The organism is Xanthobacter sp. (assembly GCF_041911315.1).
Taxonomy (GTDB): domain Bacteria; phylum Pseudomonadota; class Alphaproteobacteria; order Rhizobiales; family Xanthobacteraceae; genus Xanthobacter; species Xanthobacter aminoxidans.
This window is the reverse complement of sequence record NZ_JAYRPE010000067.1, coordinates 1-20,949: the sequence shown is the minus strand read 5'-3', so window position 1 is coordinate 20,949 and position 20,949 is coordinate 1. Positions and strand designations below refer to the sequence as shown.

At 67.7% G+C, this 20,949-nt stretch carries 20 protein-coding genes, 1 pseudogene and 1 riboswitch; of the genes and pseudogenes, 14 read left to right on the top strand and 7 right to left on the bottom strand.

What is annotated here, in order from left to right:
• Positions 1-86 precede the first annotated feature (86 nt).
• Positions 87-1,370, top strand: coding sequence for a hydroxymethylglutaryl-CoA reductase, degradative (locus ACE3QW_RS19390; protein WP_374253353.1), 1,284 nt, complete (start codon positions 87-89; stop codon positions 1,368-1,370).
• Between the two features lie 47 nt (positions 1,371-1,417).
• Positions 1,418-2,650 carry an ABC transporter substrate-binding protein gene (locus ACE3QW_RS19385; RefSeq protein ID WP_374253351.1) on the top strand — a complete coding sequence of 411 codons (1,233 nt, stop codon included), beginning with the start codon at positions 1,418-1,420 and terminating at the stop codon, positions 2,648-2,650.
• Between the two features lie 200 nt (positions 2,651-2,850).
• Here ACE3QW_RS19385 and ACE3QW_RS19380 read toward each other — a convergent pair whose 3' ends face one another.
• The 5 genes from ACE3QW_RS19380 to ACE3QW_RS19360 form a co-directional block, all read right to left on the bottom strand.
• On the bottom strand, positions 2,851-4,713 hold the full coding sequence (locus ACE3QW_RS19380; RefSeq protein WP_374253349.1) for a TRAP transporter large permease subunit: 1,863 nt from the start codon (positions 4,711-4,713) through the stop codon (positions 2,851-2,853).
• A 215-nt stretch (positions 4,714-4,928) separates the two neighbouring features.
• Positions 4,929-5,546 (bottom strand): hypothetical protein, encoded by a 618-nt coding sequence (locus tag ACE3QW_RS19375; RefSeq protein ID WP_374253347.1) that lies wholly within the window; start codon positions 5,544-5,546, stop codon positions 4,929-4,931.
• Positions 5,547-5,581: 35 nt separating this feature from the next.
• On the bottom strand, positions 5,582-5,995 hold the full coding sequence (arsC, locus tag ACE3QW_RS19370; RefSeq protein WP_374253345.1) for an arsenate reductase (glutaredoxin): 414 nt from the start codon (positions 5,993-5,995) through the stop codon (positions 5,582-5,584).
• Positions 5,992-6,723, bottom strand: a complete 732-nt coding sequence (locus tag ACE3QW_RS19365) for an aquaporin (RefSeq protein ID WP_374253343.1) — start codon at positions 6,721-6,723, stop codon at positions 5,992-5,994. Before ACE3QW_RS19365 ends, arsC begins: the two co-directional genes overlap by 4 nt.
• Positions 6,720-7,082, bottom strand: a complete 363-nt coding sequence (locus ACE3QW_RS19360; protein ID WP_374253341.1) for an ArsR/SmtB family transcription factor — start codon at positions 7,080-7,082, stop codon at positions 6,720-6,722. Before ACE3QW_RS19360 ends, ACE3QW_RS19365 begins: the two co-directional genes overlap by 4 nt.
• A gap of 220 nt (positions 7,083-7,302) precedes the next feature.
• Between ACE3QW_RS19360 and ACE3QW_RS19355 the strand changes: the two genes are divergently transcribed.
• On the top strand, positions 7,303-8,460 hold the full coding sequence (locus ACE3QW_RS19355; protein ID WP_250166767.1) for an Mrp/NBP35 family ATP-binding protein: 1,158 nt from the start codon (positions 7,303-7,305) through the stop codon (positions 8,458-8,460).
• Positions 8,461-8,643: 183 nt separating this feature from the next.
• Entirely contained in the window at positions 8,644-9,735 is a 1,092-nt protein-coding gene (locus tag ACE3QW_RS19350) for a TRAP transporter substrate-binding protein (RefSeq protein WP_029557616.1), read from the top strand.
• Positions 9,736-9,978: 243 nt separating this feature from the next.
• On the opposite strand, the gene ACE3QW_RS19345 is transcribed toward ACE3QW_RS19350, so the two are convergent.
• Positions 9,979-10,227, bottom strand: coding sequence for a hypothetical protein (locus ACE3QW_RS19345; protein WP_374253340.1), 249 nt, complete (start codon positions 10,225-10,227; stop codon positions 9,979-9,981).
• Between the two features lie 212 nt (positions 10,228-10,439).
• Between ACE3QW_RS19345 and ACE3QW_RS19340 the strand changes: the two genes are divergently transcribed.
• The 10 genes and pseudogenes from ACE3QW_RS19340 to ACE3QW_RS19295 all read left to right on the top strand — a co-directional run bounded on the left by ACE3QW_RS19340 (position 10,440) and on the right by ACE3QW_RS19295 (position 20,544).
• Positions 10,440-11,369 (top strand): glycine--tRNA ligase subunit alpha, encoded by a 930-nt coding sequence (locus ACE3QW_RS19340; RefSeq protein ID WP_374253463.1) that lies wholly within the window; start codon positions 10,440-10,442, stop codon positions 11,367-11,369.
• An 83-nt stretch (positions 11,370-11,452) separates the two neighbouring features.
• Entirely contained in the window at positions 11,453-12,781 is a 1,329-nt protein-coding gene (locus tag ACE3QW_RS19335) for an MFS transporter (protein ID WP_374253338.1), read from the top strand.
• Between the two features lie 27 nt (positions 12,782-12,808).
• Positions 12,809-14,116 carry an MFS transporter gene (locus ACE3QW_RS19330; RefSeq protein WP_374253336.1) on the top strand — a complete coding sequence of 436 codons (1,308 nt, stop codon included), beginning with the start codon at positions 12,809-12,811 and terminating at the stop codon, positions 14,114-14,116.
• A 218-nt stretch (positions 14,117-14,334) separates the two neighbouring features.
• On the top strand, positions 14,335-16,569 hold the full coding sequence (gene glyS / locus ACE3QW_RS19325) for a glycine--tRNA ligase subunit beta (protein ID WP_374253334.1): 2,235 nt from the start codon (positions 14,335-14,337) through the stop codon (positions 16,567-16,569).
• 211 nt (positions 16,570-16,780) lie between these two features.
• A riboswitch (cobalamin riboswitch) is annotated at positions 16,781-16,982 on the top strand.
• Between the two features lie 58 nt (positions 16,983-17,040).
• Positions 17,041-17,559 (top strand): DUF1636 family protein, encoded by a 519-nt coding sequence (locus ACE3QW_RS19320; protein ID WP_374253332.1) that lies wholly within the window; start codon positions 17,041-17,043, stop codon positions 17,557-17,559.
• On the top strand, positions 17,556-18,590 hold the full coding sequence (gene cobW / locus ACE3QW_RS19315) for a cobalamin biosynthesis protein CobW (RefSeq protein WP_374253330.1): 1,035 nt from the start codon (positions 17,556-17,558) through the stop codon (positions 18,588-18,590). The genes ACE3QW_RS19320 and cobW overlap by 4 nt, the downstream gene beginning before the upstream one ends.
• A gap of 3 nt (positions 18,591-18,593) precedes the next feature.
• Positions 18,594-18,899: pseudogene (locus ACE3QW_RS19310) on the top strand (hypothetical protein); the annotation flags it as partial.
• A gap of 63 nt (positions 18,900-18,962) precedes the next feature.
• Positions 18,963-19,361 (top strand): flagellar hook-length control protein FliK, encoded by a 399-nt coding sequence (locus tag ACE3QW_RS19305; RefSeq protein ID WP_374253461.1) that lies wholly within the window; start codon positions 18,963-18,965, stop codon positions 19,359-19,361.
• Positions 19,342-19,635, top strand: a complete 294-nt coding sequence (locus tag ACE3QW_RS19300; protein WP_374253328.1) for an EscU/YscU/HrcU family type III secretion system export apparatus switch protein — start codon at positions 19,342-19,344, stop codon at positions 19,633-19,635. The genes ACE3QW_RS19305 and ACE3QW_RS19300 overlap by 20 nt, the downstream gene beginning before the upstream one ends.
• A gap of 114 nt (positions 19,636-19,749) precedes the next feature.
• Positions 19,750-20,544 (top strand): flagellar brake protein, encoded by a 795-nt coding sequence (locus ACE3QW_RS19295; protein ID WP_374253326.1) that lies wholly within the window; start codon positions 19,750-19,752, stop codon positions 20,542-20,544.
• 71 nt (positions 20,545-20,615) lie between these two features.
• Here the strand turns inward: ACE3QW_RS19295 and ACE3QW_RS19290 are convergent.
• Positions 20,616-20,949, bottom strand: a 334-nt coding sequence (locus tag ACE3QW_RS19290) for an addiction module antidote protein (RefSeq protein ID WP_374253324.1), incomplete at its 5' end; no start/stop codon positions are given.

Genomic DNA, 20,949 nt, shown 5'->3' with positions numbered 1-20,949 from the left:
CCCGAAAAGGGTGCGGCGGGCTTGCCTTCGCGCCTGCCTCGCGTCCGCCACCCGGCGATGTCGCGCGACCACAGGAAGGCCCCAAGATGACCAGCGCCGCCGGCTCCAACCGCTCCTCCCGCATTGCCGGCTTCCACAAGCTGAGCCCGCGCGACCGGCTCGATCTCGTCGCCGGTTTCGCCGGGCTGGACGAGGCGCAGGTCACGCACCTCGCCAACATGGGCAATCTCGATCCGGTGCTGGCCGACAAGCTGATCGAGAACGTCATCGGCACCATGAACATTCCGGTGGGCGTCGCCACCAACATGAAGATCGATGGCGAGGATGTGCTGGTCCCCATGGCGACGGAGGAATCCTCCGTGGTCGCCGCCGTCTGCAACGCGGCGAAGCAGGTTTACGAAACGGGCTTCTTCACGTCGGTCTCCGGCAATCTGATGATCGCGCAGGTGCAGGCGGTGGACGTGGCGGACCCGGCCGGCGCCCGCATCCGCATCCTGGAGAAGCGGGACGAAATCAAGGCCGCGTGCGATGCCTGCGACCCGGTGCTGGTGTCGCTCGGCGGCGGCTTTCGCGATCTTGAGGTGCGCCTGCTGGACACGCCGTCGGGCACCATGGTCGTCACCCATCTCATCGTCGATACCCGCGACGCCATGGGCGCCAATGCGGTGAACACCATGGCCGAGAAGTTGGCGCCGTCCATCGCCGCGTGGAGCGGCGGGCGGGTCTATCTGCGCATCCTCTCCAATCTCGCCGACCGCCGCCTTGCCCGCGCCCGGGCGGTGTGGAAGGCGGCCGACATCGGTGGCGAGGCGGTGCGCGACGGCATTGTTTCCGCCTATGAGTTCGCGGCCGCCGATCCCTACCGCGCCGCCACCCACAACAAGGGCATCATGAACGGCATCTCCGCCGTGGTGCTCGCCACCGGCAACGACACCCGCGCGGTGGAGGCAGGCGCCCATGCCTACGCCGCCCGCTCGGGCCGCTATTCGTCGCTCACCACCTATGAGGTGGACAAGGACGGCAACCTTTCCGCCTCCATCGAGTTGCCGCTGGCGGTGGGTCTCATCGGCGGCGCGACGAAGGTGCATCCCACGGCACGCGCGTGCCTCGCCATCCTCGGCGTCTCCACCGCCGAGCGGCTGGCGCGCATCATAGCGGCGGTGGGGCTGGCGCAGAATTTCTCGGCGCTCAAGGCGCTCGCCACCACCGGCATCCAGAAGGGCCACATGGCCCTTCATGCCCAGAACATTGCCATGATGGCCGGTGCCGTGGGCGAGGAGATCGACCGCGTGGCCCGCCTGCTCGTGGAGCGGGCCAGCGTGCGCATGGACGTGGCGCAGAAGGTGCTCGAAGAGGTGCGCGGCAACTGACCGCGCGGGTTTCAAGAACAGCCAGAAGAACACACAGGGAGAAAACCATGCTCAGGACAACCCGGCTCGCGCTCGTCGCGGGCGCCGCATTCCTCGCCGCGGCGCATTTCGCCGCGCCGACGCCCGCCCGCGCGGAAATCCCCGGCAACAAGATCCGCCTCGGCGTGCTCACTGACCTGAACGGAAACGGCGCCGATTCCACCGGTACCGGCTCCGTCGTGTCGGCGCGCCTGGCCGCGGAGGATTTCAAGAAGGCGCATCCCGGCATCGAAGTGGAGGTGATCTCCCTCGATCACCAGAACAAGCCGGATGTCGGCTCCGCCGCCGCCCGCAAGTGGGTGGCGGACAGCACCGTGGATGCCATCCTCGACGTGCCCTTCTCCTCGGTGGCGCTGGCGGTGCAGGAGGTGGTGCGCGGCACCAACGTCGCCTTCATCGCCTCCGGCCCCGGCACGGCGCTGCTCACCGGCGAGAAGTGCTCGCCCAACACCGTCCACTGGACCTACGACACCTGGGCGCTCGCCCACGGCACGGCCGCCGCGCTCTTGAAGGCGAAGAAGGACACCTGGTTTTTCGTGACCGCCGACTATGCCTTCGGCCACGCGCTGGAAGCCGACGCCATGGCCGTGGTGAAGGCGTCGCCCGACGGCAAGGTGCTCGGCTCCGTCCGCCATCCGCCGAATGCGTCGGACTTCTCCTCCTTCATCCTGCAGGCGCAGGCCAGCGGCGCGCAGGTGGTGGCCCTCGCCAATGCGGTGGGCGACACCATCAACTCGGTGAAGGCGGCGGCCGAGTTCGGCCTCACCCAGAAGCAGAGCCTCGCCGCGCTGCTGATGCAGGTCACCGACGTGCATTCCCTCGGCCTGCCGGTGGCCAAGGGCCTGTTCCTCACGGAAGGCTTCTACTGGAACATGAATGACGGCACCCGCGCCTACGCGGACCGCTTCGCGGCGCAGATGAACGGCCGTCGGCCCACCGCCAACCAGGCGGGCGTCTATTCCGGCGCGCTCCATTATCTGCGCGCCGCCGCTGCGGCCAACACCACCGAGGGCCAGAAGGTGGTGGCGAAGATGAAGGAGATGCCCTCCGACGATCCGCTGTTCGGCAAGGGCGAGGTGCGGGCCGACGGCCGGCACATCCACAACATGTACCTGTTCCAGGTGAAGACGCCGGACCAGTCCAAGGGGCCGTGGGACTATTACAACCTCGTCGAGACCATCCCCGCCAAGGACGCCTTCCGCCCCATGGCCGATGGCAAGTGCCCGATGGTGAAGGGCTGACCTCCTAGAGCGCGATCCGATCAAGTTGAATCAATTTGATCAGTGAATCGCCCTCTAACTTGAAAAGAGAGAACGCGTTGTCCGATCAGCTTGCGACGCAAGCTGATCGGCGTGTGCTCTAGCCTCTCATGAAAACCGGCCGGATCGCCCTGCGGTCCGGCCGGTTTGCGTTTGGGGCGTCGGTGGCTCGGCCCGTCCGGTCACAGGAAGCCGGTGGAGATCCACGGCACGGCGGCGACGATGATCAGGCCGATGAGCAGCGCGATCATGTAGCCCACGATGGGCTTCATGCCTGCGTCCGGGCTGATGCGGCTGATGGCGCAGGCGGCGTAATAGCCGACGCCGAAGGGCGGTGCGAACAGGCCCATGCCCATGGCGAGGATGACCACCATGGAATAGTGCACCTCGTTCACTCCCACCTGCTTGGCGATGGGGAAGAGGAGGGGGCCGAACAGCACGATGGCGGGAATACCTTCCAGCACCGAGCCCAGCACCACGAAGGCGACGATGGACACCGCGAGGAAGCTCGCCGACCCGCCCGGCAGGGCGCGCATGGCCTCCGCCAAGGCGTTGGAGAAGCCGGACTGGGTGAGCGCCCAGGCCATGCCGGTGGCGGCGCCGATGATGAACAGGATGGCGCCGGAGAGCGCCGCCGTATCCACCAGCATGGGGAACAGGCGGCGGAAATCGAACCGGCGATAGATGAGCAGGCCCGCCACCACCGAATAGACGATGCCGATGGTGGACACCTCGGTGGCGGTGGCGACGCCCTCGATCACCGCCGCGCGGATGACGAACGGCAAGGCGATGGCCGGCACGGAGATGATGAAGGCGCGGCCCACCTCGCCCCAGCTCGCCTTGGTGACGCCGCTCAGGTCCTCGTGGCGATAGCGCCACCACACCACCGAGCACAAGGCGATGGCGAGCACCAGCGCCGGCAGCAGGCCGCCGGTGAACAAGGCGGCGATGGACACGCCCGTGACCGAGCCGATGGTGATCAGCACGATGGAGGGCGGGATCGTCTCGGTCTGCGCGCCGGTGGCCGAGAGCAGCGCCACGAGGTCGCCGGGCTTGGCACCGCGCTTGGTCATTTCCGGGAACAGCACCGGGGCGACGGCTGCCATGTCCGCCGCCTTCGAGCCGGAGATGCCGGAGACGAGATACATGGCGCCCACCAGCACATAATGCAGGCCGCCGCGCACATGGCCGAGCAGGCTGGCGAGGAAGGCGACCATCGCCTTCGCCATGCCGGTCATCTCGATGAGCTGGCCGAGGAACACGAACAGCGGCACCGCGAGCAGGATCAGGTGGCCCATGCCCTCGTCGAAGCGGCCGATCACCACCATGCTCGGCGTGTGGGTGGAGAGCGAGATGTAGGCGAAGGTGGCAAGGCCGAAGGAGAAGGCGATGGGCACCGCCATCAGCACCATCACGCCCACGCCGAACAGGAAGAAGATCAACAGGTTGTAGTTGCCCAGCGTCCGGAACACCGGGCCGAGCGCATAGAAGCCGCCGACGATGGCGGCGACCACAAGAATGGCGATGACCGCATCCCGCCCGGTGGCGTGTTGGGCGAGCTTCAGCAGCCCCACCATCAGCATCAGCGCCGTGCCCACCGGAATGGCGGCGGCGCGCCAGGTGTTGGGGATCTCCAGCGCCGGCATCACCACATAGGCTTCCTCCTGCGCATACTCGATGGCCGGGTGGAGGATCATCAGCAGGAAAGCGACGGCGGCGGCGATGGCGATCATGTCGAAGAAGGCGCGGGCGCGCGGCTTCATCATGCCGACGATGGCCGTCATGCGCATGTGCTCGCCGCGATTGAGCGCGATCACCGATCCGAACAGGGACAGCCAGAGGAAGAGCATGGAGGCGAGCTCATCCGACCAGATGAGCGGCTTGTGCAGGGCATAGCGGAAGATGACGCCCGCGAGCAGCACGAGGATTTCGGCCACCACCAGCACCGCGGCCGGAATCTCCGTCAGCCATCCGAGGACGGCACTGGCCTTGACCGCCCAGGCGCGTCCGATCACGTCCGAAGGGTCATGGGTGTGTAGTGACATGGAGACCTCTTGCCCTGATGCAGGCCAGCGCGTCGACTCGCTGGCGCGCTGAACGGTCTGCGAAACTCGCTCCGGGCTCAAGGGGAAAGGCAACCGATGGGGCCCGATCAGGCCCGCCGCGCGGGGCTTGCCCACGGCATTTTCGCTTTCGGACGCGCCGCACCATCGGGGCGGGGCGTTTTGTGCAACGCATCAAGGGGTTCTGCCGCCTCGGGTCAGTAGCGGTGCGCTCTCGACGGTTGCCGCAGCACCACCCGGTGGCGGGTGATGATCTCGTCCATCTCCGTCCGCAGGATCGACATGGTTTCGGACAGCCGCATGGCGATTTCCTGGATGGCCGCCTGGGCGGCATCCTCAAGCACCAGCTTCTTCGCCTTCTCTATGCAGTAGCCGGTAAACAGCGCATCCTGCTCCGGGCCGAGGGCGAGGCCGGATTTGAGCGTGAGGACTTCCGCCGCGTCGCTGCGATGGGAATTCACCTTCGGCGAATAGAGCGAGGCGTGCCGCCGCCAGTATTCCGCCTCCGCGACCTGCCCGGCCATGAGCACGACGATGGCGTCGGCCGCCCGGCGCCGGTCGGCTTCCTGAGAGAGGTCGAGCGGGGCGCTTTCCCCATGGGCGAACCGCGTTTCCCCGCTCAACCCGTCCGGCGGGCGCAGCAGCGCTTCGGTCACGTCCCGCTTGAGCAGGATGGCCACCAAAGCGTGTCCGGCCTCGTGGACCGCGATGGCCTTGCGGCGGATGCCGAGGGGAATCTCATGGGCGGGCGTGACGATCATGGTCGGCGTGACGATCTTGGGCGGGTTCGCGACAGCGGGACGTGAGCGAAGCATTTCCCGTACCAGTCGCGGCCCGCCCCGCCGTCTCCCTAGCGACCGGTCGTCACCACCTCGCCGTCCTCCTTGGTGAAGCTCTCCGGCGGCGTCTCCAGCAGGTCGAGCACGACCTCCGAAGGCCGGCACAGGCGGGTGCCCCTGGGCGTCACCACGATGGGCCGGTTCACCAGGATGGGATGCTCGACCATGGCGTCGAGCAATTGCACGTCCGTCACGCCCGGCTCGGCCAGCTTCAGCTCGGCGACGAGCGGCTCCTTGGCGCGCAGGAGATCGCGCAGGGGCGCGCCGGTGGCGGCGGCGAGGTCCGTGAGCTGCGCCTTGGTCCATCCGGTCTTCAGATACTCGACCACGGTGGGTTCCACGCCGGAGGCGCGGATCATCGCCAGGGTGTTGCGCGACGTGCCGCAACGCGGGTTGTGGTAGATGGTGACGGGAAAATCGCTCATGGGCGGGATCTCTCGCGGAAAAGCCAGCCGCACAGGACTGCGGCGGCGAGGGCGCCCGCCGATTGGGCGAGCAGGAACAGGGGAACGGACTGGGGCGCGATGCCGGCGAAGGTATCGCTGAGGCTCCGCGCCAGCGTCACCGCCGGGTTGGCGAACGAGGTGGAGGCCGTGAACCAGTAGGCCGAGGTGATGTAGAGGCCGACCACGGACGGCACCATCTGCGGGCGCACGCGCACGGTGGCGAGGATGGCCGTCAGGAGGCCGAAGGTCGCCACCGCCTCCGAGAAGCCCTGTGCCGGCCCGTCCCGGAGCTTGCCGGAAATCTGCACCATGGGCCCGGCGAACATGGCGTGGGCGGCGAGAACGCCCGCGACGGCCCCGGCAAGCTGGGCGGCCACATAGGCGCAGGCCGTGCGCCAGCCGATCTCCCGCCGCAGCGCGAACACCAGCGTCACCGCCGGATTGAAGTGTGCCCCGGACACCGGGCCGAAGGCGGCGATCAGCACGACCAGCCCTGCGCCGGTGGCCAGCGTGTTGCCCAGCAGGGCGATCGCGGTGTTTCCACCCGCCAGCCGCTCGCCCATGATGCCCGAGCCGATGACGATGGCGAGCAGCAGCGCGGTTCCCAGGGTTTCGGCGGCGAGACGCCGGGACAGATCGAAGGCGGGAGGCGCCGCGACGGGCCTGGCCTCCGTGAGCGCGGCGGCGGGCGGGCTGATCTGGTTCATGACGGCGGCCGTTCCTGCGCGGTCTTCGGGGCGCACGCACCGGCGTCCGGCCCCGCCGGAGCGCACAGCTCGGGCTGGCCCCCGCAGCACTTGTCGGTGAGAAAGGCGATGAGATCGCTCACCGTCTCGTACTGCGCGGCATAGATGATGGAGCGGCCATCGCGGCGCGATGTCACAAGCCCGGCGTGGGCGAGCACGGAGAGGCTGGCCGACAGCGTATTCGGGGGAATGCCGAGCCGCCGCGCCATCTCCCCGGCCGCAAGCCCTTCCGGCCCTGCTTCGACCAGAAGGCGCAGCGCACTCAGGCGCCCTTCATGCGCGAGGGCGGAGAAGACGGGGACGGCCTGATTCAATTCCATATTTCGTGAATAATGGAAATATAGCCCTGCCGCAACAGCCGGATTAAAAGAATGCGCATGGGAGATCGGCGTCAGCTCTGCCTAGCGTTTAATCAGCGCTCATATGTCGGGCTTTGCAGTCGCCGCCTCTCGTGCGAATCAGAAGATGATTTCAAATCATTCCAGCCCGGCCTCCGCGCCTGCCCCAGATGCGCGCCGCCCGGCCGGGGAGTTGAGTGACATGATGAGCCACACGGCCGAGCTTTCCGAGGACACCGTCCGTTCCACGCTCGCGAAGGTGCGCACGCCCGAAGGCGTGGCGCTTTCCGTCTCGCCGGCCTTGTCCGGCGTCGTGGTCACGTCGGGCAAGGTCTATCTCTCCATCAACATCGATCCGGCCCAGGCACGGGCGTGGGAGGATGTGCGCATCGCCGCTGAGAACGCGGTGAAGGCGCTGCCGGGCGTCGCCTCGGCCCTCGTCACCCTTACCGCCGAGCGCAAGCAGGCGCCTGCCGCCCCGGCCGCGCATAGTCATGGCCACGGCCATGCCCATGGCGGTGCGCATGGAGGAGCCCCTGCGCCGCGCGGCATCGCCGTGCCGGGCGTCGCCTCCATCATCGCGGTGGCTTCGGGCAAGGGCGGCGTGGGCAAGTCCACCACCTCCATCAACCTCGCCATCGCGCTTCGGGACCTCGGCCTGAAGGTCGGCCTGCTCGATGCCGACATCTACGGCCCCTCGGTGCCGCGCCTCACCGGCGTCGCCCAGAAGCCGGAGACCACGGCGGACGGCAAGACCATGCTGCCGCTGGAGAATTTCGGCCTGCAGCTGATGTCCATCGGCTTCCTCGTGGAGGAAGACACGCCGATGATCTGGCGCGGGCCGATGGTGATGTCCGCCATCTCGCAGATGCTGAAGGACGTGAAGTGGGGTCCGCTCGACGTGCTGGTGGTGGACATGCCCCCCGGCACGGGCGATGCCCAGCTCACCATGGCGCAGCAGGTGAACCTTGCCGGCGCCGTCATCGTCTCCACCCCGCAGGATCTGGCGCTCATCGACGCCCGGCGCGGCGTCGCCATGTTCGAGCGGGTGAACGTGCCGATCCTCGGCGTTGTGGAGAACATGTCCCACTTCATCTGCCCGCATTGCGGCGGCCGGTCCGACATCTTCGGCCACGGCGGCGCCCATGCGGAGGCGGACAAGCTGGGCGTGCCGTTCCTCGGCGAAATCCCGCTGCACATGCGCATCCGCGAGATGTCGGACGCCGGCCTGCCGATCCTGATCTCCGATCCCGACAGCCCGCAGGCGGCGGCCTACCGGCATGTGGCGACCGGTGTGAAGGCGGCCCTCGACAAGGCCACCGCCCAGACCCGGCAGGCGCCGCGCATCGTCATCGAGTGACGCACCGGCGGCACCGGCCGATCCGGTGCCGCGAATTTGAGCCGCCGGGGCATTTTTTCCCCGGCGCGCGGCGATTCATACCTTCCTCCGCGTTGAGCCCGAACGGCGCGTGCTCTAAAAGCGGTACGACGGCCCGCCCATAGAAGCGGCGCTGCGATGTGAAAGAGCCCCAGGGAGTTCTCCATGAAACGCCGTGAGTTCCTCACCGCCGCCAGCGCGGGTGTCGCCGCTTCCGCAGCCGTGGCCATGCCGGCGATCGCCCAGACGGCGCCGGAAGTGAAGTGGCGCTGCACGTCGTCCTTCCCCAAGTCCCTCGACACCATCTACGGCGCCGCCGAGCTGATGGCGAAGCAGGTGGCCGACGCGACCGACGGCAAGTTCCAGATCCAGGTGTTCGCGGCGGGTGAAATCGTCCCCGGCCTGCAGGCGCTCGACGCCACCACCAACAAGACCGTCGAGATGTGCCACTCGGCGTCGTATTACTACGTGGGCAAGGACCCGACCTTCGGCCTCGGCACCGCCGTGCCGTTCGGCCTCAACGCCCGCCAGATCAACGCGTGGTTCCTGTTCGGCAACGGCATGAACCTGCTCAACGAATTCTACAAGAAGTACGGCGTCGTGATGTTCCCCGGTGGCAACACCGGCGGCCAGATGGGCGGCTGGTTCCGCAAGGAAATCAAGACCGTCGAGGACCTCAAGGGCCTCAAGATGCGCATCGCCGGCATCGGCGGTCAGGTGCTCGCCAAGCTCGGCGTGGTGCCGCAGCAGCTCGCCGGCGGCGACATCTATCCCGCGCTGGAGAAGGGCACCATCGACGCGGCCGAGTGGGTCGGCCCGTATGACGACGAGAAGCTCGGCCTCTACAAGGTCGCCCAGTATTACTACTTCCCGGGCTGGTGGGAGGGCTCCGCCGCCCTCAACTTCTTCGTCAACCAGGACAAGCTCGCCGAGCTGCCGAAGAACTACAAGTCCATCCTCACCGCCGCCATGGCGCAGGCCAACGAGAGCATGCTCGCAAGCTACGACGCCAAGAACCCGGTGTCGGTGCAGAGCCTCGTGAAGGCCGGCACCCAGCTGCGCCGCTATCCCAGCGACGTGATGGATGCCGCCTACAAGGCCTCGCAGCAGCTCTATGAGGAAATCGGCGGCAAGAACGAGGACTTCAAGAAGATCTACGAGGACATGAAGACGTTCCGCAACAACGCCTATCTGTGGTGGCAGATCGTCGAGTTCACCTACGACGACTTCATGGTCCGCGCCCGCAGCCGCGGCTGATCGAAGCCGCCGCGCGTCAAGTCAAAGCCCCGGAGCATGGCTCCGGGGCTTTTTCTTTGCTCAGTACGCTCAGCGCGTGCCGCCGGGGGTCGCCTGGGTGCGGCCGCCTTCCTGCGCCGGACCCTTGTGCTGGTCCTGGCCCGGCGTGGTGCCGGACCGCGGCGTCACCGTGCCGGTGGTGTCCATCGCCGGCGCATTGCCGCTGGACGAGCCGCCGGGCGTCGCCTGCGTGCGGCCGGCCTCCTACGCCGGTCCCTTGTGGGTATCCTGGCCCGCGGACATGCCGGAATGCGGAGTGGACGGCACGCCGGGGCCGGGCGCGGTCATGCCGCTGCCGCTGGGGCCGGGGGTGGCCTGGGTGCGTCCGCCTTCCTGCGCGGGGCCGCGCTGGGGGTTCTGGCCGGGCGCGGTGCCGGACTGGGCGCTCGCGGCGCCGGTCATGGCGATGAGGGCGGCGGCGGCGACGGGAATGGCATACTTCGCGATGTTCATGCGGGGTCTCCCTCCAATTGACTGCACGGCAGGACAACCGCGGAGACCGCATTTCGGTTCAGTGCCGATTTTCAGCCGGCCAAAGCGAAGTTGCCCCGCCCACGTTGCAATCGCCCCAGCCACTGCCTAGTGTCCGCGCGCCTGAGGCCCCCCGTCCCGCGCTGCCGGGGAGGGCGCGCCGGGGTCACGTTGCTGCGAGCTGTTCCGAAATGATCGACGAGAGCCTTCCCGCCCACATGCGCCCCGACCGCTCGTTCCAGGCGCTGCTCCTGACCCTTCAGCGATTCTGGGCGGACCAGGGCTGCGTGGTGCTCCAGCCCTACGACATGGAAGTGGGCGCCGGCACCTTCCACCCCGCGACCACGCTCCGCGCGCTGGGGCCGAAGCACTGGAAGGCGGCCTATGTGCAGCCCTCGCGCCGCCCCAAGGACGGCCGCTATGGCGAGAACCCCAACCGGCTCCAGCATTATTACCAGTTCCAGGTCATCCTGAAGCCCTCGCCGGAGAACCTGCAGGAGCTGTACCTGCAATCGCTGGCGGCCATCGGCGTGGACCTGAAGCTGCACGACGTGCGCTTCGTGGAAGACGACTGGGAGAGCCCGACGCTGGGCGCCTGGGGCCTCGGCTGGGAATGCTGGTGCGACGGCATGGAGGTGTCGCAGTTCACCTACTTCCAGCAGGTCGCGGGCTTCGAGTGTTCGCCGGTCTCGGGTGAGCTCACCTACGGCCTCGAGCGCCTCGCCATGTATGTGCAGGGCGTGGAGAACGTCTACGACCTGAATTTCAACGGCCGCGAGGGCGCCGAGAAGACCACCTACGGCGACGTGTTCCTTCAGGCCGAGCGGGAATATTCCCGGCACAATTTCGAGGCCGCCGACACGGACATGCTGTTCGAGCAGTTCCGCATGGCCGAGGCCGCCTGCCACAAGTATCTGGCCTTCGGCGACAAGGGCGAAAAGCACGACATGGCCCTGCCGGCCTATGACCAGTGCATCAAGGCCTCCCACGTCTTCAACCTCTTGGACGCGCGCGGCGTGATCTCCGTCACCGAGCGGCAGAGCTACATTCTGAGGGTGCGGGAACTCGCCAAGGCCTGCGGCGCCGCATGGCTGAAGACGGCGGGCGGCGGCGCCGCCGCCTGAGGAGCAACGGTAAGGGATTGCCCCGGCCTGGGGCCTGGTGTTAGCTGAAACGGAGCCGCACCCGCCCGTCGTCCGGACCCGCCATGACCGCCACCGATGTCGGCACCCGTGACCTGTCCGGCATCCGGCCGCCGGACGCGTCCCATCCGGGCGGCGCGTCGCCGCGCCTGCTCGCGGCAGGCGCTATCGGCAATCTCTTGGAGTGGTACGACTTCGCCTCCTACGGCTTCCTCGCGCCCATCTTCGCCCGCACCTTCTTTCCGGCCGAGGATGCGCTGGTGGGGCTCATCTCCGCCTTCGGCCTGTTCGGCGCGGCCTTCCTGATGCGGCCTTTGGGGGCGATCCTGTTCGGCCATGTGGGCGACCGGTTCGGCCCCCGCATCGCGCTCATCGCCTCGGTCTCGGTCATGAGCTGCGCCACGGTGGGCATCGGCCTGTTGCCCACCTATGCGACCGTCGGCGTCCTCGCCCCCTTGCTGCTCCTCATCCTGCGACTGTTGCAGGGCCTGTCCATCGGTGGGGAATACACCACCTCCTCCATCTATCTCGCCGAGCATGCCGTGCCCCGCCATCGCGGGCTCACGGCGGCCTTCTCCACGGCGGGCGGACAGACCGGCACGCTCATCGGCTCCGGCGTGTGCGCGCTGCTGAGCGCGCTCCTGTCGGCGGAGGCGATGCAGGCCTTCGGCTGGCGGGTGCCGTTCCTGCTCGGCGCGGTGCTGGGCATCACCGCGCTGGTGCTGCGCCGGCCCCGGCCCGGCGATCGCGGGGGCAGCAAGGCCAGGGGCCTGCCGCTGAGGCGGGCCTTCCGGGAGGCGGGCGGCTCCATCGTCGCCGCGATGCTGGTGACCGTGTTCGTCGGCGCCGACACCTATCTCCTGTTTGTCTACCTGCCGACTTATATGGAGCAGGAGGCCGGCCTTGCCCCCGCGACCGCCCTTGCCTTCACCACCCTCGCGCTGATCGTGTCGGTGATCTGCTGCCTGCTGTTCGCCGCGCTGTCGGACCGCATCGGCCGGCGCCGGATCGTGGCGGCGGGGCTTTCCGGCTTCGTCCTTCTCTCCTGGCCGCTGTTCCTGCTGCTGCGTGGCGGAAACCCGGCGGAAGTGCTGGCCGCGCAGCTCGTCTTCTCGGTGATGGCCGCGGCGGTCACGAGCCCGCTGCCGGCGCTGCTGGTGGAACTGTTCGAGACGCCGGTGCGGTGCAGCGCCATGGGCTTTGCGTGGAATCTCGGCATCGGCGTCTCCGGCGGCTTCGCGCCCATGCTCGCCACCTATTTCGTGACCGGCCTCGGCCTCACCATGGCGCCGGCGGTCCACCTGATGGGGCTGGCGGCCGTCGCTCTGGTGGGCGTCGCGGCCCTCGCCGAACGCCGGGGCCGGGTGCTGGACGCACCTTCCCATTGGCCCTAACGCTTGAGCGGAGCAGGAACCGGATCGATGAGCAGCATTGCGCACAACGAGGCCGAAGACGTCTCCGGCGGGATGGCGCCCGACGGCGCGCCCGTCCTCTCGCGCCGGCTGATGGCCGCCGGCATGCTCGGCAACGTGCTGGAATGGTACGATTTCGCCGTCTACGGCTTCCTCGCCAGCATCTTCGCCCGCAACTTCTTCCCCGAGTCGAGCCCGACAGCGGCCATGCTCTCGGTGTTCGGCGTGTTCGCGGCCTCCTTCCTCATGCGGCCTTTGGGCTCGGTGCTGTTCGGCCATATCGGCGACCGGCTGGGCCGGCGCGCGGCGCTCATGTCCTCCGCCGCGCTCATGAGCATCTCAACCTTCTGCGTCGGCCTTTTGCCCACCTATGAGACGGCGGGCGTGCTCTCCGCCGTGCTGCTGCTGGTGCTGCGCCTCGCGCAGGGGCTGTCGGTGGGCGGGGAATACATGACCTCCGCCGTCTTCCTGGCGGAGAATGCGCAGGTGCGCTGGCGGGGGGCGGTGACGTCGCTGGTCATCGTCGGCTGCAATGGCGGGATGCTGCTGGGCTCGGCGGTGGGGGCGCTCGTCTCCGGCCTCATGTCGGCGGACGACCTTGCCGCCTGGGGCTGGCGCATTCCCTTCCTGCTCGGCTGCCTGCTCGGCGGCTTCGCCCTCATCCTGCGCCGGACGGTGGCGCGCGACGTGAAACCGGTGCACCGGCCGACCCTGCCGGTGGTGGAGGCCTTCCGCGAGAGTGGCGGCGGCATCCTCAGGGCGACGCTCATCAATGTCGTGCTGGGCATCGCGTATTACCTCTCCTTCGTTTATCTCGCCACCTGGCTGCAGCAGCAGGACCATTTCACCCCCCATGTGGCGCTGGAGCTGAACGCCGTGAGCATGGCGGTGGTGATGGCGGGGTGCTTCGGCTTCGCCGCGCTGTCCGATCGCATCGGCCGCAAGCCGCTCATCGTCGGCGGATTCCTGTGTCTTGCCGTGTTTACCTGGCCGCTGTTCCTGCTGCTGGGTTCCGGCTCGGCCGGGCTGGCGCTGCTGGGGCAGCTGGGTTTTGCGGTGATCGTCTCCATCTATGGTGGCCCCATGGCGGTGGCGCTGGTGGAGATGTTTCCCCGCCACACCCGCTGCACGGCGGTAGGGCTGAGCTGGAATCTCGGCCTCGGCCTCGGCGGCGGCACGGCGCCCATGGTGGCGGTCTTGCTGGTGAGTCTCACCGGCGATGCCATGGCCCCGGCCTTCTTCATGATCGCCGGCGGCGCGGTGGCCTTTATCGCCGCGCTGGGGCTCACGGAGATGCGCGGCCGCTCCCTCGACTGAGCCCGCCCCCTCGACGCGGCGGCCGAAAGGCACTAGAGCACGCGCCAATCAGATTGCATCGCAATCTGATTGGATCACGCGTTCTCTTCCCTGAGTTTAGAGCGCGATCCGGGCGGATTGTTTCAATCCGCCCGGATCGCGCCCTGGCACAGGCCGCGAAATTCACCCGCCGCGCGCAAGCGCCAGCCTCCCCGCATGGGGAGGACGAGCCCGAACCGATGCCCGATCTTCTGCTCGAACTCTTCTCCGAAGAAATCCCCGCCCGCATGCAGGCCCAGGCGGCCGACGCGCTGAAGAAGCTCGTCACCGACGCTTTGGTGGAGCGCGGCCTGCTTTACGAGGGTGCGAAAGCCTTCGTGACGCCGCGCCGCCTCGCCCTCGCGGTCCACGGCCTGCCCGGCCGGCAGGCCGACCAGCGGGAGGAGAAGAAGGGGCCGCGCGTGGGCGCGCCCGAGCAGGCGGTGGCCGGCTTCCTTAAAAGCGCGGGCCTCGCCTCCCTCGATCAGGCGACCATCCAGTCCGACCCCAAGAAGCGCGATTTCTACGTGGCCGTGGTGGAAAAGCCCGGCCGCGCCACCACCGAGGTGGTGGCCGAGATCGTGCCGGATATCATCCGCAAGTTCCCCTGGCCGAAATCCATGCGCTGGGGTTCCGGCACGTTGCGCTGGGTGCGCCCGCTCCATTCCATCGTCGCCACCTTCGGGGCGGAGGGGGATGAGCCGGAGGTGGTGCATTTCTCGGTGGACGGCATCGAGGCCTCCAACGTCACCCGCGGCCACCGCTTCATGGCGCCCGAGCCCTTTACCGTGAAGCGGCTGGACGACTGGATGGCGAAGCTGGAGGCCGCCAAGGTGGTGGCCGACCGCGATCGTCGCAAGGAAATCATCCTCAACGACGCCAAGGACCTCGCGCTCGCCGCTGGCCTTGAGCTGGTGGAGGACGAGGGCCTGCTGGACGAGGTATGCGGGCTGGTGGAATGGCCCGTGGTGCTCATGGGATCGTTCGAGGAACGCTTTCTCGACATTCCGGACGAGGTGATCCGCGCCACCATCCGCGCCAACCAGAAGTGTTTCGTGCTGAAGGACCCGAAGACCGGGCGCCTCGCCAACCGTTTCATCCTCATCTCCAACCTCGTCGCCTCGGACGGCGGCGCGGCCATCGTCGCCGGCAACGAGCGCGTCATCCGCGCCCGCCTCTCGGACGCGAAATTCTTCTGGGACACGGACCGGCTGAACGGCCTCGCCAGCCGCATGCCCAAGTTCCAGTCCATCACCTTCCACGAGAAGCTGGGCTCGCAGGCCGAGCGCATCGAGCGCATCGTCCGCCTCGCCAAGGAGCTGGCCCCCAAGGTCGGCGCTCCGGTGGCGCTGGCCGAGGAGGCCGCTCTGGTGGCGAAGGCGGACCTGCTGACGGAAGTGGTGGGCGAGTTCCCCGAGCTGCAGGGCCTCATGGGCCGCTACTACGCGCAGGGCGAGAACCTGCCGGCTGAGGTCGCCGCCGCCTGCGAGGAGCACTACAAGCCGCAGGGCCCCAACGATCGCGTGCCCACCGCGCCGGTCTCCGTGGCCGTGGCGCTGGCGGACAAGATCGACACGCTGGTGGGCTTCTGGGCGATTGATGAGAAGCCGACCGGGAGCAAGGACCCTTACGCGCTGCGGCGGGCGGCGTTGGGGGTGATTAGGATTGTGCTGGAGAATGGGCTGCGGGTTAAGCTTCTGGAAGCCATGCCCTTTTCTTGGAGGTTGCTGCCACTTGCCGTCCAGCGTGCCTACTTGCATGGCAAGTTTAGCGCAGAGGCGGCTTCGACTGACGCCAAGGATGAGCCCTCTCTCGCAGCGAAGGAAATATTAGGCCGCCTAATGGCGGGAGGTCGCGAGGGTGAGGCGTTGGAGGCCGAGCTTTATGCCCCTGCCGCTCGCCAGCAGGCCTCCGACCTCCTCGCCTTCTTCGCCGACCGCCTGAAAGTCTACCTCCGCGACCGCGGTGCCCGTCACGACCTCGTCGATGCCGTCTTCGCCCTCGAAGGGCAGGACGACCTCCTACTCGTCGTCCGCCGCGTGGAGGCGCTTGCCGGGTTCCTCGCCACCGAGGATGGCAGGAACCTCCTCGCCGGCTATCGCCGCGCGGTGAACATCCTGCGCATCGAGGAGAAGAAGGACGGCCGCGCCTTCGCCGGCCCCACCTCTGCCGCTTTGCTCAAGGAGCCGGCCGAGGAGCACCTCGCCGCCGCCATCGAGGACGTGAAGGCCCGCGTTTCCAAGGCCGTCGCGGCCGAGGATTTCGAGGCCGCCATGACCGCGCTGTCGGACCTGCGCCAGCCGGTGGATGCCTTCTTCGACGCCGTGACGGTGAACGCCCCCGATCCCGCGCTGCGCGAGAACCGCCTGAAGCTCCTCGACGAAATCCGCGCCGCCACCCGCGGCATCGCCGATTTCGACCGCATCGAGGGGTAGGGCAGGGGGCGTATTGCGCGCTGTCTCGCCCCCTCACCGTCATGCCCGGGCTTGTCCCGGGCATCCACGTGGTGGGGCTGGGAACATCTTTCAGGCGATGGCCCTATCGGCCCGACGTGGATGGCCGGGACAAGCCCGGCCATGACGGGTTGAATCCGAGCCGCCGAACGCATTTCCACGCCCTCATTTGACAATCCCGCCCGCCACTGCCTTTAGTGGCGGCGTCGAAGGTCCCGTGGTCCCACACGGGCGTAAAAGGGAATGCGGTGCGGAGGCGAAGAGCTTCCAATGCCGCGGCTGCCCCCGCAACTGTCGGCGGTGAGCCCCTGCCAGACGCCACTGGAGCAATCCGGGAAGGCGGCGGGGGCGGTGAACCGCGAGCCAGGAGACCTGCCTTCGACGAGGTCCGCGCCGGGCGGGGTGCTCCGGTATTGCGTCCCTTCGAGCCCGTGCGCGCGGGCGCTCGCACCCGTGGACGTTTCGGTGGAGCGCGGCGCGATTCCCGACAGCACAGCACCCGAGCCGGGTGGCGAAAGCCCGGAAGCCGGTTGCGCGCCCCAGGCTGCACCGGAAGCCGCGCGCGATCTTGCTCCCGCCGTCACCCTCCTCATCTGCACCACCTGCCGCGCCCCCGGCAGCGAAGCCCCACAGGAAACTCAGCAGTTGGCCGAGCGCGACGGCGCGCGCCTCCTCGCCTCCGCCTGCGCCGCGTCCCTCCCCGAAGGCGTCGCGGTGGAAGGCGTCACGGTCGAAGGCGTTTCCTGCCTCGCCAATTGCAAGCGCGCGCTCTCCGCCGCCATGGTCCGCCGCGACGGCTGGACCTATGTGTTCGGCGACCTCTCCCCCGACAGCGCCGCCGATCTTCTCACCGGCGCCGCGCTTCTCGCCGGCTCGCCAGACGGCCTGATGCCCTGGCGCGGCCGGCCGGATGCTCTCAAGCGCGGCATGGTCGCGCGCGTTCCCCCGCTCACCCTCAAGGAGACCCGATGACCTCCCTCGCCCGCGTGCCCTGCACCATCGTCACCGGCTTCCTCGGTGCCGGAAAGACGACGCTGATCCGCCATGTGCTGGAGAATGCCGGCGGCAAGCGCCTCGCGGTCATCGTCAACGAGTTCGGCGACGTGGGCATCGATGGCGAGATCCTGAAGGGCTGCGGCATCGAGAGCTGCGACGAGGGCTCCATCGTGGAGCTGGCCAACGGCTGCCTGTGCTGCACCGTGGCGGATGATTTCGTGCCGGCGCTGGACCAGATCCTCGCCCGCGCGCCGAAGGTGGACCACATCCTCATCGAGACCTCCGGCCTCGCCTTGCCCAAGCCCCTGGTGCAGGCCTTCCAGTGGCCGGCCATCAAGGGCCGGGTGACGGTGGACGGCGTGATCGCCGTGGTGGACGGCCCGGCGCTGGCGGAAGGCCGCGTCGCCCCCGATCTCGCCGCGCTGGACGCGCAGCGGGCCGGGGACGAGAGCCTCGACCATGACGATCCCGTCGAAGAGGTGTTCGAGGACCAGATCGCCTGTGCCGATCTCGTCATCCTCTCCAAGTCCGATCTGCTCGATGCGGCCGGATTCATTGCCGCCGAGAAGGCGGTGGCCGGTGCCCTGCCGCGCGCGGTGAAGCTGGTGCGGTCCTCCGGCGGCAAGGTGGATCTGGCGGTGCTGCTCGGCCTCGGCGTCGGCGCGGAGGATGTCATCGACACTCGCCGCACCCATCACGACGACGAGGAAGACCACGACCACGACGAGTTCGAGAGCATCGTCCTGGCCTTGCCCGAGATCGCCGATCCCGCCGCGCTGGCGGCGCGCGTGGTGAAGGCGGCGGAGACGCCGGACGTGCTGCGCGTGAAGGGCTTCGCCGCCGTGGAAGGCAAGCCGCTGCGCCTGCTCGTGCAGGGCGTCGGCCCGCGCGTGTCGCACCATTTCGATCGCGCGTGGGGCGCGGAAGAGGCCCGGCGCGGGGCGCTGGTGGTCATCGGCCTCAAAGGCTTCGACCGCGCGGCGGTGGAACAGGCCATCCTCGGCTAGCCCATGCACATCCTCGCCACCACATCGACGAGCCTGGAGGAGTTGGCCGAGCCGGTCGACCTCGCCCAGCCGCCCGGCGACATGGTGGCGCTCTCCTTCACCGACAGCGATCTCATCGGCCTCGCCGCCGCCTGGCGGGCGCGCGGCGGTGCGGTGCCTAGCCTGCGCCTCGCGCGGCTGAAGGATCTGCGCCACCCCATGTCGGTGGACCTGTGGGTGGAGAAGGTCGCGGCCAAGGCGAAGGTGGTGCTGGTGCGCCAGCTCGGCGGGCTGGACTGGTGGCGTTACGGCGCCGAGCAGCTGGCCGCCAGGATAGGCAACGCGCCGGAAACCGCCGGCCAGTTGGGCCAGGCGCTGGCTGCGCAACAGGACATGACAACCAACAGCCCGGTGCCCCGAGATTTGGCCGGGCTGGTACAGCAGCAACTGGATGGCCTGGCCAGCCAGAATTTTGCCTGGCAGGGCCAGATCTGGCCGGGGCAGCAGATGCGCTGGGAAATCGGCAAGGATCTGGATGACAGCCGTTCGGGCGAGGGCGACGCAGCACAGCGCTGGCAGACCCGCCTGAAATTGTCGCTGCCCCTGCTCGGCGACATTGATGTGGCGCTGAACCTGCGGCCGGGCGGCCAGGTTGGTATTGCCCTAACCGCCCAATCAGAGGCCAGCGAGGCGCGCCTGCGCGAGGAAAGCAAAGCCTTGCGCACACAGTTCGAGGCGGCCGGGCTGAATTTGACCGAGTTGCAGGTAGCACGTGGCCAAGCCGCCGAATGACCCGCTGCGCGAGGCGATTGCCCTTGCCTACAGCCAAACCGACACCGCCCCGCGAGTCGTGGCGCGTGGCAAGGGGGTGATTGCCGAAAAAATCATCGCCCGCGCCCAGGAGCACGGCGTTTATGTGCATGAGTCGCCGGAACTGGTGGCCTTGCTGACCCAGGTGGACATCGACGAACACATTCCGCCGCAACTGTATATGGCAATTGCCGAGTTGCTGGCCTGGCTGTACCGCATCGAGCATGGCGGAGAGCCAACCCGGGCACCGTTTTAGGCTGGCGAAGCGTGGCCAATATATCGGCCATTAGCAACCCGTGGCTGACCGGATGAGGCGTTTGCCGGGTGTGAAGGTTTATCATGCCGGGGTTGCCCTAACGATGGCCCACGCATGAGTTCGACCGCCGACGATTTGCCTGTTCCGGATTTTGAAATTGATCATCGGAATGAATACGCCCAGTATTTATTGAGCGACCCGCAGGAAATTTCCCATTACCTCAAGCAGCTAGCCAATCGCGGCAAGCTGTTGAGTGCGCATCTCGATGGCGGCAAGCAGTTCTTTCTCACGGCCCTGGTGGCCGTCGATGATGACCGGGGTGTCATCCTTTTTGACACGGCACAAGCTGAAGCACTCAATCGCGCGGCAGTCATGGCGAAGCAGGTGACGCTGACGGCCAACCTGGACCGGATCAAGATTCAATTCCGCTTACCGGGGCTGCGCGAACAAAGCCACGAAGGCCGGCGTGTGCTGGCCGCCGCCATGCCTGGGGCACTGCTCCGCCTGCAGCGCCGTGAGTATTTTCGCCTGACACCGCCGGTCGCCCGGCCGCTCGTTTGCCAGATTCATCTGGAACAGACGGATGGCAGCCTGCAAACCCTGCACTGTGGCGTATCCGATATCAGTTGCGGCGGCATCAGCCTGACCGTGCCCATGATCAACCGCGAAGACTGCTCGCGCGATGCGCTGTTCCACGACAGCCGACTGGAAATCCCGGACGAGGGGGTTCTGCTGGTCAACCTGCGGGTACGAAAAACCGTCGAATATTCTGCCGATGACCGGCAGCACTATTTACGAGTCGGCTGCGAGTTTATTGGTCTGCCAAGCAGCCGGCTGGCCATGATCCAACGCTACATTGCCCGCGTCGAACGCGAGCGAACGGCTAGAACGTCTGGGTTGGCGGATTAGGGCGGAATGTTCAGTGGGCCGGGCTTCTCCCTGTCTTTGTTTAGCGGGTTCTTTGCTGGTGCGAGACACGATCAGGCAGAAGCCAGATTATCCTGGCTGGAAGTTGCGTGCAGCTTGATCTTCAAGGCCTTGATGATCTTGAGGACGGTCGCAAACTCAGGATTTCCGGATGGCGACAATGCCTTGTAGAGGCCCTCGCGGCTGATTCCTGTTTCGCGGGCAAGCTGGGTCATACCTTGCGCTCTGGCAATATCGTTCAGCGCGGCGCGCACAACACTGCCATCGCCGGGATCTTCCTCAAGACAGGCGTCAAGATACATGGCCACGTCTTCCTCGCTCTGCAGATGGTCGACAGGGTCAAAGCGTGTGAATTTCTCGGTCATGGTTTCCACTCCTTTGCAATCT

Bases quoted from the DNA above. Each gene is read 5' to 3' on its own strand.
- ACE3QW_RS19390 (WP_374253353.1), top strand. From the start codon at position 87: ATGACCAGCGCCGCCGGCTCCAACCGCTCCTCCCGCATTGCCGGCTTC.
- ACE3QW_RS19385 (WP_374253351.1), top strand. From the start codon at position 1,418: ATGCTCAGGACAACCCGGCTCGCGCTCGTCGCGGGCGCCGCATTCCTC.
- ACE3QW_RS19380 (WP_374253349.1), bottom strand. From the start codon at position 4,713: ATGTCACTACACACCCATGACCCTTCGGACGTGATCGGACGCGCCTGG.
- ACE3QW_RS19375 (WP_374253347.1), bottom strand. From the start codon at position 5,546: ATGCTTCGCTCACGTCCCGCTGTCGCGAACCCGCCCAAGATCGTCACG.
- arsC (WP_374253345.1), bottom strand. From the start codon at position 5,995: ATGAGCGATTTTCCCGTCACCATCTACCACAACCCGCGTTGCGGCACG.
- ACE3QW_RS19365 (WP_374253343.1), bottom strand. From the start codon at position 6,723: ATGAACCAGATCAGCCCGCCCGCCGCCGCGCTCACGGAGGCCAGGCCC.
- ACE3QW_RS19360 (WP_374253341.1), bottom strand. From the start codon at position 7,082: ATGGAATTGAATCAGGCCGTCCCCGTCTTCTCCGCCCTCGCGCATGAA.
- ACE3QW_RS19355 (WP_250166767.1), top strand. From the start codon at position 7,303: ATGATGAGCCACACGGCCGAGCTTTCCGAGGACACCGTCCGTTCCACG.
- ACE3QW_RS19350 (WP_029557616.1), top strand. From the start codon at position 8,644: ATGAAACGCCGTGAGTTCCTCACCGCCGCCAGCGCGGGTGTCGCCGCT.
- ACE3QW_RS19345 (WP_374253340.1), bottom strand. From the start codon at position 10,227: ATGAACATCGCGAAGTATGCCATTCCCGTCGCCGCCGCCGCCCTCATC.
- ACE3QW_RS19335 (WP_374253338.1), top strand. From the start codon at position 11,453: ATGACCGCCACCGATGTCGGCACCCGTGACCTGTCCGGCATCCGGCCG.
- ACE3QW_RS19330 (WP_374253336.1), top strand. From the start codon at position 12,809: ATGAGCAGCATTGCGCACAACGAGGCCGAAGACGTCTCCGGCGGGATG.
- glyS (WP_374253334.1), top strand. From the start codon at position 14,335: ATGCCCGATCTTCTGCTCGAACTCTTCTCCGAAGAAATCCCCGCCCGC.
- cobW (WP_374253330.1), top strand. From the start codon at position 17,556: ATGACCTCCCTCGCCCGCGTGCCCTGCACCATCGTCACCGGCTTCCTC.
- ACE3QW_RS19305 (WP_374253461.1), top strand. From the start codon at position 18,963: ATGACAACCAACAGCCCGGTGCCCCGAGATTTGGCCGGGCTGGTACAG.
- ACE3QW_RS19295 (WP_374253326.1), top strand. From the start codon at position 19,750: ATGAGTTCGACCGCCGACGATTTGCCTGTTCCGGATTTTGAAATTGAT.